Genomic DNA, 18,384 nt, shown 5'->3' with positions numbered 1-18,384 from the left:
ATAGTTTTAACGTTTCCTCAAAGCTAAAAAAGAAATCAAACCGCATGTTTTACTTTTAACATTACATTAGCATTTTACAGTAATTCTCTTTTCTTTTTGTTAAATACCACCCCTTGCATACTAAACGATATGATTTGTAGTTGTAGGCAGTAACTAATCACAAATTCAAACTCAATTATGAAAACAAGTATTTTCAGTAAAATACTAGTATTCAGCTTTCTGCTGTCTAGTATTGGCGCAAATGCGCAACTATGGAGCCCTGCTTCTCCTACAAAAACTCAAGCAAAATCAAAAGAGCTCAGAAAATCAACACCAACTCATTATCAACTATTTAACCTAAACACCAAAGAGTTGATTTCTATTCTGGAAAACACACCGTCTAGAGGGCAACAAAAAAATGCTGGTATTGTTATGGAACTTCCTACAAACGATGGGGTTTTGAAAAGATTTAGAGTTCTAGAAGCTTCGATATTTGAAGAAAGCCTTGCCAAAAAATTCCCTAACATTCGGTCTTTTGTTGGATATGGTATTGATGATCCTACAGCAATTGCTCGATTCAGTTTCTCAAAAATCGGACTGAATGCAATGATTACTTCGGGAACTCATTCTACTATCTATATTGACCCTTATACAAAAGATAGACAAAGTTATATCTGCTATGCTAAATCTAGCCTGCCTTCAAATCCTAATAGCTTTGAGTGCTTGGTTAAGGAGGAAGCAAAATCAGCTATCAATCCTCAACAATTAAATTCTGTAAAAAATGCGAATGATGGTAAACTTAGAACGTTTAGACTGGCATTGGCATGTACAGGAGAATATGCACAATTTCACCTCAACAATCAAGGAATAAGTCAATCGGCCTCTGATCAAGTAAAAAAAGCGGCAGTTCTTTCTGCTATGAATATATCCATGACCAGAGTAAATGGTATCTATGAAAGAGATTTGGCTGTAACTATGATTTTGGTTGCCAATAATGATGATATTATTTTCTTAAACGCCCAAACTGATAGCTATACCAATAATAATGGAGGATCTATGTTAGGTCAAAATCAAACGGTTTGTGACAATACTATTGGTTCTGCTAATTATGATATCGGACATGTGTTTAGTACTGGTGGTGGTGGTGTTGCTTACCTAAATTCTCCTTGTGGCAGTAGAAAAGCTGGTGGAGTAACAGGTAGTGGTAGCCCTATGGGAGATCCTTTTGATGTTGATTATGTAGCCCATGAAATGGGGCACCAATATGGGGGTAATCATACACAAAACAATAGTTGCAACAGGGCTAGTGCTTCTGTAGAGCCAGGAAGTGCGTCTACAATTATGGGGTATGCTGGTATTTGTGCTCCAAACGTACAAAATAATAGTGATTCATATTTTCATGCTATTAGCATACAGGAAATGTGGCAAAATATAACTCAAGGTACTAGTAGTAGATGTGGTACTCAAAGTAATACTGGTAATGCTGCTCCTACTGCAAATGCAGGACAGGATTATACGATTCCTGCTTCCACTCCTTTTGTACTAGAAGGTAGTGGGACCGATCCTAATGCTGGAGACAATCTTACCTATTGCTGGGAACAAATGGATGCGCAAGCTGCGACAATGCCTCCTGTAGCTACGTCTACAAGTGGACCAGCATTTAGATCTCTTACTCCTACTGCTTCTACAGATAGATATATGCCTGCATTATCTACAGTAATTGCAGGACAAACTTCTTCTACCTGGGAGGTTGTGCCTTCTGTAAGCAGAACTATGAATTTTAGACTTACAATAAGAGATAATGCCTCTGGCGGAGGTAGCAGTGCTAGTGATAATTCAAGAATTACTGTTGCGGGTGCAGCAGGACCATTTGTTGTTAACTCACCAAATACTAATGTGAGCTGGGCTGCTGGATCAACACAGACAGTTACCTGGGATGTTGCAGGAACAACAGGCAATGGTGTTAATACTGCTAATGTAGACATCTTGATTTCTACAGATGGAGGTAATACTTATCCTGTTACAATTGCTACTGCGGTAACAAATGATGGTTCTCATAGTATCACTGTACCTAATGCTACTGGAACACAAAACAGAATTATGGTAAGAGGGTCTGGAAATATCTTTTATGATATTTCTAATGCCAATTTTCAAATCACTGGCGGTGGCGGTGGAGATACACAGGCTCCAACGGTTCCTTCTGGATTAACAGCTTCTAATATTACAGCAACAACTGCAAGCCTTAGTTGGAATGCTTCTACTGATAATGTTGCCGTTACAGGATATGATATATATCAAGCAAATACGGTAATTGGCACTGTATCTAATACTTCATATCAAGTTACAGGATTATCTCCTAACACAACCTATAGTTTTAGTGTAAAAGCCAAAGATGCTGCTGGCAATGAGTCTGGAGCAAGTGCCCCTGTAAGCGTTACTACTTTATCAGGAGGAGGAACAGGTTGTAGTGCAGGAGTTTCCTCACTGCCGTATACAGAAGGATTTGAGAATACGCTAGGGTTATGGACTCAAGGAACAGGAGGTGATTTTGATTGGGCCGTAGATGCCAATGGAACTCCATCAAGAAATACTGGACCTTCTAGTGCTGTACAGGGTACTTACTATGTTTATATGGAGGCTTCTGCTCCTAATTTCCCATCGAAAAGAGCTATTCTTACTTCTCCTTGTTTTGATTTGAGCGCTACTACAACGGCAAAATTCGATTTTCAATATCATATGTATGGAGCTTCAAGTATGGGAACTCTTACTTTGGAAGCCAGTACAGATAACGGTGCTACATGGTCTTCTGTTTGGACAAAATCTGGAAACCAAGGAAATACATGGCAAACAGCAAATGTAGACTTAAGTACATATTCTGGTTCATCTGTACAATTACGCTTTAACGGGGTTACAGGTACTACATGGCAAGGTGATATTGCAATAGATGATATACGCCTTACAGAAGGGGGAGCACCTACTTGTAAAGATGTCGTATTATCTCTTACATTTGATAACTACCCTGCTGAAACTAGTTGGGAGATCACTAATATTAACAATCAAGTAGTTGCATCAGGAGGAACGTATAATTCTCAACCTAGCGGATCATCAATAACATTGACTGAGTGTTTAGCTTCAGGAACATATACTTTTGTAATCAATGATAGTTATGGTGATGGTATTTGCTGTTCTTATGGTAACGGGTCATATACTCTTACTTCTGAAGGTGCTACTATTGCTTCTGGTGGTTCTTTTGGCACATCAGAGTCTACGGCCTTTACTATTGGTAATCTTCTTGCCAGATCAGAAACAGGAATTACTATCGTCAATAAAATAACTACAGAACCATTAAAGACTTCTGTATTTCCTAATCCTGTAGGAGATACTCATGTACTAAATGTGGTAGTTTCTAAAAAAGATACTTCTTACGAGATCATCAATCTTTTAGGAAAAACTGTAATGGCAGGCAAAATTATTCAAAAAACGATCAATACAAGCGCATTACCTTCAGGCTTATATATTCTAAAACTAAATCCAGGAGGGCAAGGCAAATATCAATTCATACAATTCATACAAGAATAGATATTATTAGTTAATTACCTATTAAGCGGTACATTGAGAAATGTGCCGCTTATTTTTTATAAAGCTGATTTATCAGACACTATCAATAAAAGATTAATACTTGATTTCTTTTTGTACTCTCATAAGTTTATGAGTAACCTCTGGTATTTTGAAAGACAAATCTATGGTAATTTTATCGTTGGTTTGTAGAAGTAGTAAATTGCCTTCTTTGATCTTATAATATCCTGCTTCTCCTCTACAAAAGCAATGTTTGCCAAAAAGCAATTTTACTTGTTCCAGTTCTTTATTTTTTAAAGTCAGACGTTTTGTTGTTTTATCTATTTCAAAATGGATAGTTTCAGAATAATCACCATCTGCAGTACCTTCAGGGCCTTTTATCAAAAATGTAAATTCTATAACGCTATAATCTCCTTTTTCTAGTACTGGGTAATACTTTCCTGCAGTATCATTTTTTATGTGTATTATCGTATTTTTATGTATTGATATGGTGCAGTCTCCTTCTTTGGGGCAATACGCTTTATTACTTAGATATTGAGAAGTATCTTTTGTATCTGTGAATGTATTTATAAGATCAGAACTCTTGCATCCTGATATAAGAATAAGTATATATATATAAAGATGTGTCTTCATGAGTTTATACGTGTGTTCAAAAAAGTTTAAAGCACTTCTACATATAAAAACCTGATAATCTATTTTTTAGTATCGGAACTATACTATTTACTCAAATTCTGCTTCAAATAAAGTTTTGAAGTGTTTCAGTAACTTTTGTTTCACCTCTTCTTCATCTACTTTTTCTAATCCTAATTCTACATTGAGTGAGGTAACAGCTTTTCCTTTGATTCCGCAGGGAATAATATGATCAAAATATCCAAGGTTTGCATTTACATTTAATGCAAAACCGTGCATGGTTACCCATCTACTGGCACGTACTCCCATAGCGCATATTTTTCTAGCAAATGGGGTTCCTACATCTAGCCATACGCCTGTTTCCCCCTCGCTTCTTGTTGCACTGACACCATATTCTTCCAGTGTATGAATTACCATTTCTTCTAGAAAGCGTAAGTACTTGTGAATATCTGTAAAGAAATTATCAAGGTCAAGGATTGGGTATCCAACAATTTGCCCTGGGCCGTGATAGGTGATATCTCCTCCTCTGTTTATCTTATAAAAGGTGGCTTTTTTTTCTCTAAGCTGATCTTCTGTCAAAAGTAGATTACTCATATCACCACTCTTTCCTAATGTATATACATGAGGGTGCTCTACAAAAAGAAAATGATTTGGTGTTTCTATACCTGCATTCTCTCTTCTATTTTTAATTTTTATATCCAAAATTTCCTTAAAAAGTACTTCTTGATACTCCCAGGTTTCTTTATAATCTTTGAGTCCGAGATCACGAACCAGAATTTTTTTATTCATAGAGATACAAAGATACGATATAAAATGAAGGCTTTATTCAAGTCCATAAACATTAGCATTATTAACTCTCATCAATACTAAAACAATGCTTAGGATAAGTATCAATTATTTTATTGAAATCTAGAAGTTGAAGTTTTAATTATATATTTGAATTCAAAAATTAAATCCCTATCAATGAAAAATTCCTTAGTAACCTTAGCGTTCTTACTTATGAGCCTTCTTTCTTCTGCTCAAAAAGTGAAAGTAAAAAAAGGAGAAGTTTTTATCGACAAGATAAAAGTCGCTCATATTGAAAAAGTAAAAATAGATAGTTCTAAATACTATCAAGTAAGTGATGTTCATAAAAATCCTTTATTTAAAGCTCAGAAGATGTCACAGCAATCATTGCTTTTTCCTAAAGATAAAGAGTATACTTACCGTGCAATATATGGTGATAAGATACCAGATACTATTTCAATAAAAAAGAATTATTGGTTATCTGAAAAACGAGTTATTGCATATGCATTAGAAATTGGATTATTTTCTGCAACTGGTCTAGATTCTTCAAAGATTGAAGAAATTGTTTCAGAAACACCTAAAAAACCCTCTTGGATATTAAAAAACTTAGAAAAAGAAAAAGAATTAATCCAAAATAGAGGTCATAAGGTAGATCGAAAATTTGATGATATTAATATCTATGTAAAATCACATGCCCAAAAAGATGCCATTAGTCAGTTAAATAAAAGTATGGTTAGTCAAATGAAATTTGATATCTATCAAGAAGATCCAAATGGTGATGATATTTTAATAGGCCATGCAATTTATGAATATGGAACTGTAAAAGGAGAATATCTATTTGTTTTAAACACTAAAAAAGTGCCATTAGCATCTTACAGCGGTGCTGTATTAAAAATATATCAGCCTTTTCTAAAAGTAGGGCCACTAGAACATAACATTAGTCTTACCAACAATAAACGTAATGAAGCAGTTCGTAACATGGCAATAGAGTTAATACAAAGACAACTCTTATAGGTTTTCTTTGTATACCAATATGATGAATAAAAAGAAGAAGGTATGTTTAAACATACCTTCTTCTTTTTATTAAATTATTTAAGCTAAAGTATATCCTTTTTTTAGCTTAAAAATTATTTTTCTAATTCTACCTCGATATCCAATATTTTAGGATTATCCAAATACTCCATAAAACCAACTTCGAGAATAAAGGTTTTCATATCTAGACTAAACGTAGCTTTATCAGATGATATTTTCACAATTTTTCTAGGAAAAGTATACTTTAGTGTATACTTAGAAGTAGAGAGAAACATTCGTGCTTCTTTAAGACTATCTAAACTTCTTTTCATTTTTTCTTCATCGATAATCTCTGTAGTTCTACTAAACTTATTTTTCACAAAACTATATCTCACCTCTGTTCCTTCTTCTTCACTTAGCATTTCTAAAGGGTTAACAGCTCCTTTACTTTTAGTTTTTTTACTATTAGCCTCTTCTAGAACCATTCCTGTTTTAAAGTCTGATAAGAGATCACCTAATTTAGAGATATCTTTAAAATCTCTAGACATATCTATATTCATCTGCTTGGATTCAGAGTTCATTACAACATGCATTGTATAATCTTTTAATTTCTGTAATCGCTCTTGCTCTTTCTTTGATAGCTTAGAGATACTATCTTTATTTTTTTCTAGAAAATCTTTAAAAACAACCAGAGAATCTACATTCTCTTTTCCTTCTTTAGAAAATTCTTCTCCCCCCATCTTCATCAACTCAGACCCATCAAAATTGATTGTTATTTTTCCTGAACCATCTTCTTTTAGTTCAAGATTCTCAGAAAATTGACATCCCGTCAATAGCATTGCAGATACAATAGTCAGGACACAAAGACAAATTCTTCTCATACTATATTTTTGTTATTTATTGGGGTTATTTAATATTACTAATGCCGCTATTACTCCAGGAACCCAACCGCAAATAGTTAATAATAAAACAATCACGACAGATCCACAACCTTTATCCAATATGGCCAGTGGTGGAAAAAAAATAGCTAATAAAACTCTCCAGATACTCATAATTTATGTTGTAAAAATAATTTAAAATTTATACTTAGTCATTATATGTCATACGCAAATACATATAAATATATAATAGACATCTACTTATATGTAGGTAACATTTTTATTCTGTTACAATATCATCATAAAATTAATTTCTATATTTTTAGACAATCCTATTATCCTATGATGATACCACAAGTAAAAACACTGATCATCTTGAGAGTAATACGACTAACCATTAAAAAAAATAACACCGATAAACTGATGAAATTTTATTTTCTAATAGTGTATTGTATTGTACTGCTTTTTCCCAAAATAGCATCTTCTCAATACGAGTTTTCTGGCTATGTAGATAAAAAAAACTGGACTGGAGATGTCTACTTATCACTCATCGAAGATTATAGACAGCTATCAGGAGTATATCCTGAACAAATTATTGCTAAAACTACAAGTGACACGACTGGATATTTTAGTTTTACAGGAGATAATCTCCCTGTGCAAAATCATATGTATAGAATTCATATCGAGGGTTGCTCAGAAAAGGATAAAAAACCAATTCATTTTAATGGTATTTGCCCTGATAGCAAAGAGGTGCTTTTTATTGCCAATAATACCGACACCTTAACACTTCCTTTTTCTTTTGACGATGAAATGTTTTGTAGAATCGTTTCTGATAACGAAAAAAGTAATGCTTTTATCAAAGTAGATTCTATCATAGATGAGATGCACTTTGCTTTTGCTTCTTATCGTAGTAATACCAATCGTAAAATAAATACCAAAAAATGGTTTACTAGATTACATAAGTATGTAAAAAATCAAAATGAACCACTCACAGAATTATATGTACATGCTTTTTTATCTGATAAAGCAAATAAATTGTATGCTTATTACCTAAAAGACCTAAAAAATAATGTGTATTATGATCACCTAGCAGAACGGCTAGAGCAAAAATATCCTAACAGCACCTATACAGAGCAATATAGAGCTGAGTTGGCTTCTGATAAGTTTTTAGTCAATTCAAAAGAAGGAACATCAAACATATCATGGTTATGGCTCATATTGTTGCTACTACTTCTTTCTGTACTCATGAATATTTTTCAGTTTCTGAAATATAGAAAAAACAAAAACTCAGAGAGCGTAATAGACATGAACCTGACACAGCAAGAACAAAAAGTATTGAACCTAATTCTTGCTGATAAAACCAATAAAGAGATTGCTTCTACCATGTTTGTAAGCATTAGTACCATAAAAACACATATTAATAACTTATACAAAAAACTAGGCGTACGCACCAGAAACGAAGTTAAATCAATGTATATCAATAAACAATAAAAAATCCACCTGGGTTCTAGTCCCCTTTTCAAACCTGTTTTTATTGTTATTAATCTCTTTTGTTTTGATTTTTGATATCAACTAATCAAAATCAAAGTAAATGAAAAGTATCTCTGCAAAAGTGATAATGGTATTCTTGATTATATCTTTTTGTAACCTACAAGCACAAGATAAACCTGTATTGTTATCAGAAAATATATGGTTGCCCAAGGATTCTATTACTACCCAAGTACTAATCAAATCATTTAATGAGTTTATTTATAGCAAAAACAACCCTGCTACTCAAAATGAGTATGTTTTACCTAAATATATTCTAGAAACTTCTGTATTACTAGACGAACTAAAAGATATTGAGAAAAGTACCAAATACAAAAGTGATACTTTTTATACATGCTATATTCATAATATCCTTAAACTTACTTCTACAGAATATTTGATTCAATTTTATTATATAGGGCAAGATCAAAACACCCCTATACTAAGAGCCAATTATAACATTCTTGCACAGAAAAAGCAGGGTCGATTTTATTTTTACTCTCCTTTAAAACAAAATACAATATCCTGGCAAACAAAAACGATTGATCACACTATTGTTTTTTACAAAAAGGATTTTGAATTCTCTAAAGTAGAAGCATACCTCGCCAAAGTAAATGAATATGATAAGATTCTTGGAGTTCCTAAACAGCCTACTCAATTATATTGTGCAGAAAATTTTAACGAAGCATTAAAATTAATTGGTGTTGACTACAAATCAGATTACAACGGGTATAGCTATAATACACTAGTAACAAAAATAGATGACACTTCACTAATCATTGATGGAATTCTAGCATCTGATTATGAAAATTTTGATCCACACGACCTATGGCATAGTAGATTACGTAACATACTACCTAGGAAAAAAACCTATAAACCTGTTGATGAGGGTTGTGCTTTTCTTTTTGGGGGCAGCTGGGGATATAGTTGGGATGAGATTCTCAATAAATTCAAACGATTTATTATCGCTACTCCAAATACTGATTGGCTCTCCCTTTATAATGAAGGCAAAAATTATGGAGATGAGACAGGAAAAGCACTTAGAGTAGACTATACAATCAATGCATTATTAGTAAAGAAAATAAAAAAAGAACAAGGCTTTTCTGAAGTATTCAAACTACTAAGTTGCGGTAAAAGAGATGAAGATTACTTTCCTGTATTAGAAGAAGTAACAGGCATCACCAAGGACAGTTTTAATCACGATATATCAAAACTGATTCAAGAAATCAACTAATTTTCAAAGAGTACATATTATGACAATAATAAACATGATAGAGATGATTTTTCTATCTCTATCACTTATCAAACAATGTTTTTAACCCTTTTTACTAATCTAAAAAATCAAAGTAATGAAAAAACAAATTTTATTTTTAGCCAGTCTATTTGTAATAACCATGACAGCTTGTACTAATGACAGTACCAAAAAAACAGAAAAAAACACTGCCTCTGTAACTACTTCTCAAGAGAAAAAAAACGCTGAGTATGCGGTATTATCTTTTGCCGAAAACGAATATAATTTTGGTACAATTAGCGAAGGTGATATTGTAAATCACAAATTCTCATTCACCAATACAGGCACAGTTCCTTTAATAATCCTTACTGCCAAAGGTAGTTGCGGGTGTACAGTTTCTAAGTGGTCAAAAAAACCTATTGCTCCTGGAGAAAAAGGAGAAATGTTGGTTACATTTAATTCTAATGACAAGCCAAACCAACAGATCAAGCAAGTAACGATTACTGCGAATACAAAAACAGGAAAAGAAATACTCAAAATCAAAGCGATGGTTACTCCAAAAACCAGAACAGTAACTAGTGCCACTCCTGTAAGTAAATAATTATACCATTTACACTTTGAATTTACCGCAATAAAATTCTCTTTTTCGCCTATGCTTCAAAATAAAAACTAACCATAGCTATAGCTATGCTAACTTTTTCTTCTTTGCATAAACGAAAAAATAGCTGATTTTCTTTTTACAGTAAATTCAAAGTATAACTGGTATTACCTCAGGGTAAGCTTCGTAGTATTAAAGTCTCACTTGGTAAGTAAATTTAATACTAATCAAAGTAATACTTTTTACTATACCAACCACCAAAAAACCAGAAGAGTAATACTCCTCTGGTTTTTTTTGTTTCACCCTAGCTACTATTTCTTGTTCTCAAAAAACAAAACAACCACATAAAACAATAATTATCAACACATTAAACATCCCACCAAAGCACTGTTTAAAAACAAAAATTTAATATAAAATCACAATAATAATTATTAGTTTTAACCAAGGGAAACATTAAATCTTCATGCAAGAAATAAGCATACATCTAAAACGACTTGGGAAAAAGAAAGTTCATTCTACTACAATTCATACAAACGAAGTTGTCAAGACCCTAGAGGACTTGCTGGTAGCTTGTGTAAAAAGTGAGCTTTCAAAGTTTAATGAAAAGCGAGAAAATCCCCACTTACTTCCTTTTTTAACCCCATCAGATATACAAAAACAATCCACATCTGGAAAAATAGGTTTTGGCGAAATCCATAATTTGGACAAAGCAACTATAGAAGAAAGTATACAGGTCGCTATTCAAGGGTTTAAAGATGGACTTTTCATCATTTTTATAAATGACAACGAAGTTCAAGAGCTTGAACAGGAGATACATCTTGACCAAGAGAGTATCGTTACTTTTCTCAGAATGACATTTTTAACAGGAACTTATTGGTAAACGCTAAATTATTATGATAAAATCAGAGCAAGCAAACGCTTTTATTGAAAGTAAAAAAACAAAAAAAATAGAGACCAAAGATTTTAATGGTTTTAGTGAAAAATATAAAGTCCTTGGGTTAATCATTACTCAATTATTAAAAAAACACAAAAGAAGTCACTATTCATATAATGTGAATATCAAACCTTTTATTGAGCAGTTTGGCAACAACCCTCTGGTAAATCCATGGAAAGAAATAGAGGGTAAAAAATTAGCCAAACTACTTTTTGGAGAACATCAAGCTATACATATTCCACAAATATGGGATTTGATTCTTACCACTCCATATCAAAATGGGTATTCTCGCAGGTCTTTTCGATCCAGACCTACTGAGACCTATACTACCAATAGAATAACATACTTGCAAAATATGTATCAATCAGGAATCAATGGATACTCTGGTATGACGATTCTAGAATTGGCTCAATATGATGTTTACAATGAATTGTATTATAAAAACAATGCATACCTCTATGCTACAGCATTGGATCACACAGATACATCCACACCTCTTTATCAATTAATCAAAGATATTTTTATTGGGGAAGATGATATAGGAGGAGTTACCAGAGGATTAATAAAGGGATTACTACTTACCAATGACGTAAAAAATTGGGAATTGGTAAAAGATTTATTACTTGCCGCCCAAAGGCAAGAAGGGTTAAGACAAACTATACTAGAATCACTGGATGAAACATCTATCGGAGCTCTGGAGTATTTTATAAAAATCATTCTAGAGCATAATCTTACGCGATTCAGTAGTGTTATTAGAGCTGTAGACACTTGGTTTGGATTTGGATGGGAAACTCCAAAAAGCGCAACTATAAAAAGAGTATTATCTATAAGTCTTTCCTTTTTTGAAGAACGTACCTTAGTGCAGAAAGCACTACAAAGTAATGATAATCTAGAAGTATATGTAGCCTTATGGTTTTTGGGATTAAACGATGTAGATGAAGCTAATCTAGAAGCAATCAATTTGATTAAGAATGGTCATAAAGAAAAAAAGATTCTGGCATGTATGTTTATCACCCAGACTCAAAGAACAAACCATAAAATTCTTGAATGGGTAAAAACAGATTTTGGTAAAGATCTTGAAACAGATTATTGGGTATTAAAATCAATCCCCGAAAAACCTGTTATCGATCAAACATTATTTAATACGATAAAGCAATACGGTAATGAACTCCCTACCAAGGGAAAAAGTATAGAGGGTCAAGTATTCTCATGGACTCATTATACGATCAAGCCTGACCATTTCTATAACTTTATTATAGCGTACGCCGATGACAAGCAAGATAAATTATTGGCTCAGGACATCAGTAAAATCCCTTCAGAAGAAAGACAAACTTTTATCAGAAAAATATTCCCAGATCATTATATATGGTCTTATCGATATCAAGATAATAAAAAGTTACCTAAAATTGATCTTCAAAAGGAACCATGGAAAAGAGATCTCATACATCAAACAATCAAAGACAGAAACGAATCTGTAATGAGTACTGGTATACAGTTATTTGAATCTATTACTCTTGCTGATGAAGATATTCGAGTTCTTGAGGACTTACTATCACGAAAAAGCAAAACATTAAGAAAAAATACAATCCGCCTAGTCTTACAGCAAGAGCAACAAAAGATAATATCTATCACCTCTAGCCTTATTACTTCTTCTAAAATTGATCAACGATTGGCGGCACTAGAGATATTGACTATACTGCATGAAGAAAATCGATTGTCTGAATATATTGCAGATACAATCAATCAATATCTAGAACGACCTAAGTTTTCAAAAAATGAACAGGTATTTTTGGATAAGTTTTCTAAGAACACCCAAGAATATTCTTTTAGTAATGGTTTTGGGGTAATTGATTATAACAACTTAAAACCACTACCCACACCAAAACTCATTTTTAATCAACAAAAAAAATCTTTATTAACGAGTGTTTTTTCTAAAATAACATCAAAACAGAATTTCCTTTTTGCGAATTTAATTGATCCAAAAAAAACAGCTAAAGCTATCAATACCCTAGTTGATTTGTTTGATGTACATAAAGATTTTGAATACGAAGCGATTTATAAAAATGGTTATAAAGAAATTGTATTACTTGCAAATACGGTAAGCCTAACAAATGATAAGGCTTATGAAATGCCTTATAAAGAAAAGGTTAACTACTTACCATTACATGATATCTGGCAAAATTGGTATGAGCAATCCAAGCTCAATGATTTTGAAATGCTTACTGTTCTTCATTATTGCCAGCATTTTCCTAAACCTTTTAAATATTATAACTCCTTAATCCCATTTGTAAAACAATATGTTCCTGATCTCAAAGAATTAAAACTTAGCAATTCTTCAAGTTGGGATTCTATTAATAAAAAAATATATACTATCGTTAGTACTCTATATGATGCTTTTGCAGATCATCCTACTATATTACAATTTAGGTTGGATGTTATAGAAGACTTGATTGCTAGACTGCCTGATGATCTCAAAACAAAAGTAACCTACAAAGACAGATGGAGTAGAAAAGAAACTATTTGGTGTGATATTATAGAATATCTAGGTATAGGGGTATATGGGGTAGAAAACGAATTACAAGAATACAATGCTGATATACAATTACTAGAAAGGTATTGGAACATAAAGATGTTTCTTTTGGCTAATAAGCTAACATATCCTAAAATTCCTGAATCTATAACAGCTATTGCGCAAATAAACCCTCTTTCTATAAAACCAACAGTACCACCCGCATGGATTACAATAAATTTATATAATGCAGGCGTTCTTAATGAGGATGATGTTATGTATCAAATACTCATAAATCCTGAATTACTGAGGGCATTAGACGGTCGTTTTGACTACAGATCAAAAAACTTAGAGGGCAAGAAATTACCTACAGATTTACTAGAAAAAATCAAGAAAAACCTGCTGTCTATAGAATTAGAGCGAGGAGACTTGCCTACAGAAGCTAGCCCATATATGAGTAATTTGAGTAAAATAGAAGGGAGCTTTTATTTGTTTGAATTACTGAGTAGGCTAGGCAAAGAAACATTTCACAGAGGGTATTATTGGGGTGATAACGATTCTAAAAAAAATACATTCAGTAGTCTTATAAAAAAATGTATTCCTAAAGAAACCGAAGAGGTTTCTACTTTTCTTGCACAAGCACAAACATCCAAAATCTCAAAAAAGAGATGGATAGAAACTGCTATATATGCTCCACAATGGGCACATTGGATAGAGGCTCACTTAGAGATTAAACATCTTGAAGATGCTGTATGGTGGTTTCATGCGCATGCGTCAGATTATATGAATGCAGAAAAAGAAACCTTGATCTCTAGATATTCTAGTATAGACCGTTCTGATTTTGCACAAGGAGCAATAGATATCAATTGGTTTAATGATGTATACCCCGATGTAGGCAAACAAAATTGGAAATTACTACATGATGCCGCCAAATATATTTCTGATGGTAATGGACACAGATTGGTAAAGCTATACTCTGGTGTGATGCTTGGAGAAGTAAAAATTAGAGAAACTCTTGCCAAAATAAATGATAAAAGGGATAAAGACTATGTAAGGGCATTGGGGTTAATCCCGCTTAGCAAAGCAAACCCTCAAAAAGATCTATTAAATAGATATAATACGTTACAAAATTTCTTGAAAGAGAGTAAACAGTTTGGTTCGCAACGACAAGAAAGTGAGAAAAATGCGGTTGGTATTGCTATGGATAATCTTGCACGGAATGCTGGATATGATGATAGTATTCGTTTCTCTTGGGCGATGGAAGGAGAAGCTACCCAAAAAATTATGAAAAAAGCCAACGTGTCTATCGATAATGTAATCGTTGAGCTTTTTGTTGATGAGCAAGGAAAAGCCGATATCAAGGTAACAAAAGATGGAAAGTCGCAAAAATCCATTCCTGCAAAACTCAAAAAAGACAAAGCAATTGTAGCATTACAAAAGAATAAGGCATATCTAAAAAAGCAGTATTCCAGAACTCGTGTTTCTCTAGAAAATGCCATGTTACAAGAAGAAGAGTTTAGCGCAGAAGAAATTACTAATATCCTATTACATCCTGTTGTAAAAGCCATGTTATCAAAACTTGTTTTGTTTGATAAAAAGAATAAAAAGCTTGGATTTTGGGAACAAGGATATCTGATAGGGATAGGTGGTAAGAAATTAGCAATAAATGACACCGATACTTTTGTTATTGCACACCCCTCTCATTTATACGAAAACGTAGTATGGGACTTATATCAAAAGTATGCTTTTGATCATAAGCTGGTGCAACCATTCAAGCAGATTTTCAGAGAACTATATGTTATCACTCAAAACGAAATCGAGACTAGCACAAAATCCGAAAGGTATCAGGGTCATCAAATTCAACCTAAAAAAACCATTGCGTTGTTACGATCCAGAGGATGGACGGTAAACCATGAAGAAGGCTTACAAAAAGTATATCATAAAAAAGGATATATCGCTACCATGTACGCTATGGCAGATTGGTACTCTCCTGCAGATATCGAAGCGCCAACTCTAGAACATATAAGTTTCTTATCTAGAAAAGATTATACAGCTATTCCTTTACAGGAAATTGATGCCGTAACCTATAGTGAGGTTATGCGTGATATTGATCTAGTAGTAAGCGTTGCTCATGTAGGTGGTGTAGATCCAGAGGCGAGTCATTCTACCATGCAGATGCGTGCAGTACTAGCAAGAGAGACTGCTAGATTATTTAAGGCAGAGAATGTAGAAATCAAAGAAAGACATATTATCATCAAAGGTACACTTGCAGAATATAGTATTCATTTAGGTAGTGGAATCGTGAGCAAAAATGGACTACAATTATCTATAATTCCTGTTCATAGCCAGCACAGAGGTAGGTTATTTTTACCATTTATAGATGATGACCCTAAATCTGCCGAAATTATTTCTAAAATGAAATTATTATCAGAAGATAACAAAATAAAAGACCCTACAATTTTGGCACAAATCAATCGATAATAGCAAAGCTATTTTTTGTTTTTTCACCTTGAATAATTTGAGGTGAAATTTTTTAAGAAGACCTTTCTTTAAATTCTTGAAATAGGCTATTTTTGTCTCTTCAAAAATGACGAATCTATGCAATTATCAGAACAAGAACTTGTAAGAAGAGAGAAATTAGGCGCACTGCGCGATTTAGGTATTGACCCATATCCGGCAGAATTATACCCAATAGACCATACGTCTAAACAGATAAAGAACAAGTTTGAAGAAGGAAAAAAGGTAATTGTTGCAGGTAGATTAATGTCAAGAAGAATACAGGGTAAAGCTTCTTTTGCAGAATTGCAAGATTCTAATGGCCGTATACAAGTTTATTTTAATAGAGATGAGATTTGTACTGGAGAGGATAAAACCTTATACAACGAAGTTTATAAAAAGTTACTGGATATTGGTGATTTTATCGGTATCGAAGGAGAGCTTTTCACTACTCAGGTAGGAGAAAAAACCGTATTGGTAAAAAACTTCTCACTACTTAGTAAAACTCTTAGACCCTTACCTCAACCTAGAACTGATGCAGATGGTAATATCTTTGATGCTTTTACAGATCCAGAGTTACGATACCGTCAACGCTATGTTGATCTTGTGGTAAATCCAACGGTAAAAGATACATTTATCAAACGTACACAAATAGTAAATACTATTCGTAGTTTTTATAATGATATGGGCTTTCTAGAAGTAGAAACTCCCATTCTTCAACCGATTCCAGGAGGAGCGGCTGCCAGACCATTTATGACCCATCATAATGCACTAGATATCCCGTTATACCTGCGTATTGCTAATGAATTATACTTAAAACGTTTGATTGTAGGCGGATTTGATGGAGTATATGAGTTTGCAAAAGATTTCAGAAATGAAGGAATGGATCGTACACATAATCCTGAATTTACGGTAATGGAGATGTATGCTGCTTACAAGGATTACAACTGGATGATGGATACTACAGAGAAATTGCTGGAAAAAATAGCAATTACTCTACATGGTACTACCAAAGTACAATTTGGAGATAATGTTATCGATTACAAAGCTCCTTTCAAACGTATTGGTATTCTTGATGCCATAAAAGAATATACAGGTTATGACCTGTACCAAAAAGGAGAAGAAGAAATCCGTGAAGCATGCAAAGCACTAGATATCGAGGCTGATGAAACTATGGGTGTCGGCAAAATGATAGACGAGATTTTTGGAGAAAAATGTGAAGGAAATTACATCCAACCTACATTTATCACCGATTATCCTGTAGAAATGAGTCCGCTAACCAAAAAACATCGATCCAAAGAAGGACTTACCGAGCGTTTTGAATTAATGGTCAATGGTAAAGAGTTGGCAAATGCATACACAGAGCTTAACGATCCTATAGATCAATTAGAGCGTTTTGAAGATCAACTTAAATTATCAGAAAAAGGAGATGATGAAGCCATGTTTATAGATCATGATTTTATAAGAGCACTAGAGTATGGTATGCCACCAACTTCGGGAATTGGTATAGGAATCGATCGACTGACTATGTTTATGACCAATAATGAGTCTATACAAGAGGTGCTATTTTTCCCGCAAATGAAACCAGAACGCAAAGCTGTTGCTATTAGTGATGATGCAAAAGGCATATTAGAAGTCTTGCGCAAATCAGAAAAATTAACCCTTGCTGATTTAAAAACACAATCTGGTCTGTCTAATAAAAAATGGGATAAATCGATCAAAGAGTTAACCAAAAACAATTTGGCAAAAGTTGAAAAAACAGAAGAAGATCTTTTTGTAGAACTTATATAACGGTTCTATTTATAAAGAAGAATTTATATAAAAAACGCGATCGTAATGATCGCGTTTTTTTCTTAAACAAACAGTTCTAAACTATATAAAGCAATGCTCTCTATCGTCTCTGCATCTCCTTATTACACAATAAACACATACTTCTCTATTGTCTACAAACAATTTTGATTATCATACTTATACCATTTAAAAAAACCACTATAAGGCCATAGCCAAAAGTGATTTCTAAAACGCTCTTTCTATTTACAGTTGTCGTTTCTTACTGCAAATATATAGTTGCTTTTATGAGTAAATATTATATCTCTGTGTTAAATAAACCTTACCATTAATATGTACTGGATATCACAGTAAATTCAGAATCATTTGAAAGTTTTTTTATATTGGCCTTGAATAAAGAAAAGGTATAACAATAAAAAAACAGGAAATCTGCACAAATTC

12 protein-coding genes are annotated in these 18,384 nt (G+C 33.2%); 8 read left to right on the top strand and 4 right to left on the bottom strand.

The features are described from left to right. The first annotated feature begins 177 nt into the window (after positions 1–177). Positions 178–3,558, top strand: coding sequence for a zinc-dependent metalloprotease family protein (locus tag CVD18_RS05585; RefSeq protein WP_103864461.1), 3,381 nt, complete (start codon positions 178–180; stop codon positions 3,556–3,558). Positions 3,559–3,651: 93 nt separating this feature from the next. On the opposite strand, the gene CVD18_RS05580 is transcribed toward CVD18_RS05585, so the two are convergent. Further along, positions 3,652–4,188, bottom strand: coding sequence for a hypothetical protein (locus tag CVD18_RS05580; protein ID WP_103864460.1), 537 nt, complete (start codon positions 4,186–4,188; stop codon positions 3,652–3,654). A gap of 87 nt (positions 4,189–4,275) precedes the next feature. Next, positions 4,276–4,974, bottom strand: coding sequence for a lipoyl(octanoyl) transferase LipB (gene lipB / locus CVD18_RS05575; protein WP_103864459.1), 699 nt, complete (start codon positions 4,972–4,974; stop codon positions 4,276–4,278). A gap of 174 nt (positions 4,975–5,148) precedes the next feature. Here lipB and CVD18_RS05570 point away from each other — a divergent pair, with 174 nt between their 5' ends. Continuing rightward, a complete protein-coding gene (locus CVD18_RS05570) occupies positions 5,149–5,985 on the top strand; it encodes a hypothetical protein (protein WP_146052715.1) in 837 nt (278 codons plus the stop codon). Between the two features lie 113 nt (positions 5,986–6,098). Here CVD18_RS05570 and CVD18_RS05565 read toward each other — a convergent pair whose 3' ends face one another. Further along, positions 6,099–6,863 (bottom strand): hypothetical protein, encoded by a 765-nt coding sequence (locus CVD18_RS05565; protein ID WP_146052714.1) that lies wholly within the window; start codon positions 6,861–6,863, stop codon positions 6,099–6,101. Between the two features lie 12 nt (positions 6,864–6,875). Continuing rightward, positions 6,876–7,034: a YqaE/Pmp3 family membrane protein gene (locus CVD18_RS05560; protein WP_103864456.1), complete on the bottom strand. Its 159-nt coding sequence runs from the start codon at positions 7,032–7,034 to the stop codon at positions 6,876–6,878. A gap of 168 nt (positions 7,035–7,202) precedes the next feature. Here CVD18_RS05560 and CVD18_RS05555 point away from each other — a divergent pair, with 168 nt between their 5' ends. From CVD18_RS05555 to lysS, 6 genes are all read left to right on the top strand, one after another. Further along, positions 7,203–8,351 carry a response regulator transcription factor gene (locus tag CVD18_RS05555; RefSeq protein WP_233194479.1) on the top strand — a complete coding sequence of 383 codons (1,149 nt, stop codon included), beginning with the start codon at positions 7,203–7,205 and terminating at the stop codon, positions 8,349–8,351. A gap of 100 nt (positions 8,352–8,451) precedes the next feature. Further along, positions 8,452–9,621 carry a hypothetical protein gene (locus CVD18_RS05550; RefSeq protein WP_103864455.1) on the top strand — a complete coding sequence of 390 codons (1,170 nt, stop codon included), beginning with the start codon at positions 8,452–8,454 and terminating at the stop codon, positions 9,619–9,621. A 115-nt stretch (positions 9,622–9,736) separates the two neighbouring features. Further along, the gene (locus CVD18_RS05545) at positions 9,737–10,219 is read left to right on the top strand and encodes a DUF1573 domain-containing protein (RefSeq protein WP_103864454.1); all 483 of its coding nucleotides are present in this window, start codon (positions 9,737–9,739) and stop codon (positions 10,217–10,219) included. Between the two features lie 460 nt (positions 10,220–10,679). Then, positions 10,680–11,096, top strand: coding sequence for a hypothetical protein (locus CVD18_RS05540; RefSeq protein ID WP_103864453.1), 417 nt, complete (start codon positions 10,680–10,682; stop codon positions 11,094–11,096). A 13-nt stretch (positions 11,097–11,109) separates the two neighbouring features. Beyond that, positions 11,110–16,140: a DUF4132 domain-containing protein gene (locus tag CVD18_RS05535; RefSeq protein ID WP_103864452.1), complete on the top strand. Its 5,031-nt coding sequence runs from the start codon at positions 11,110–11,112 to the stop codon at positions 16,138–16,140. 117 nt (positions 16,141–16,257) lie between these two features. Then, positions 16,258–17,946, top strand: a complete 1,689-nt coding sequence (gene lysS, locus CVD18_RS05530; protein WP_103864451.1) for a lysine--tRNA ligase — start codon at positions 16,258–16,260, stop codon at positions 17,944–17,946. The last annotated feature ends 438 nt before the right edge of the window (positions 17,947–18,384 follow it).

Source organism: Aquimarina sp. I32.4 (assembly GCF_002924285.1).
Lineage (GTDB): Bacteria > Bacteroidota > Bacteroidia > Flavobacteriales > Flavobacteriaceae > Aquimarina.
This window is presented reverse-complemented; position numbering and strand designations above follow the sequence as displayed.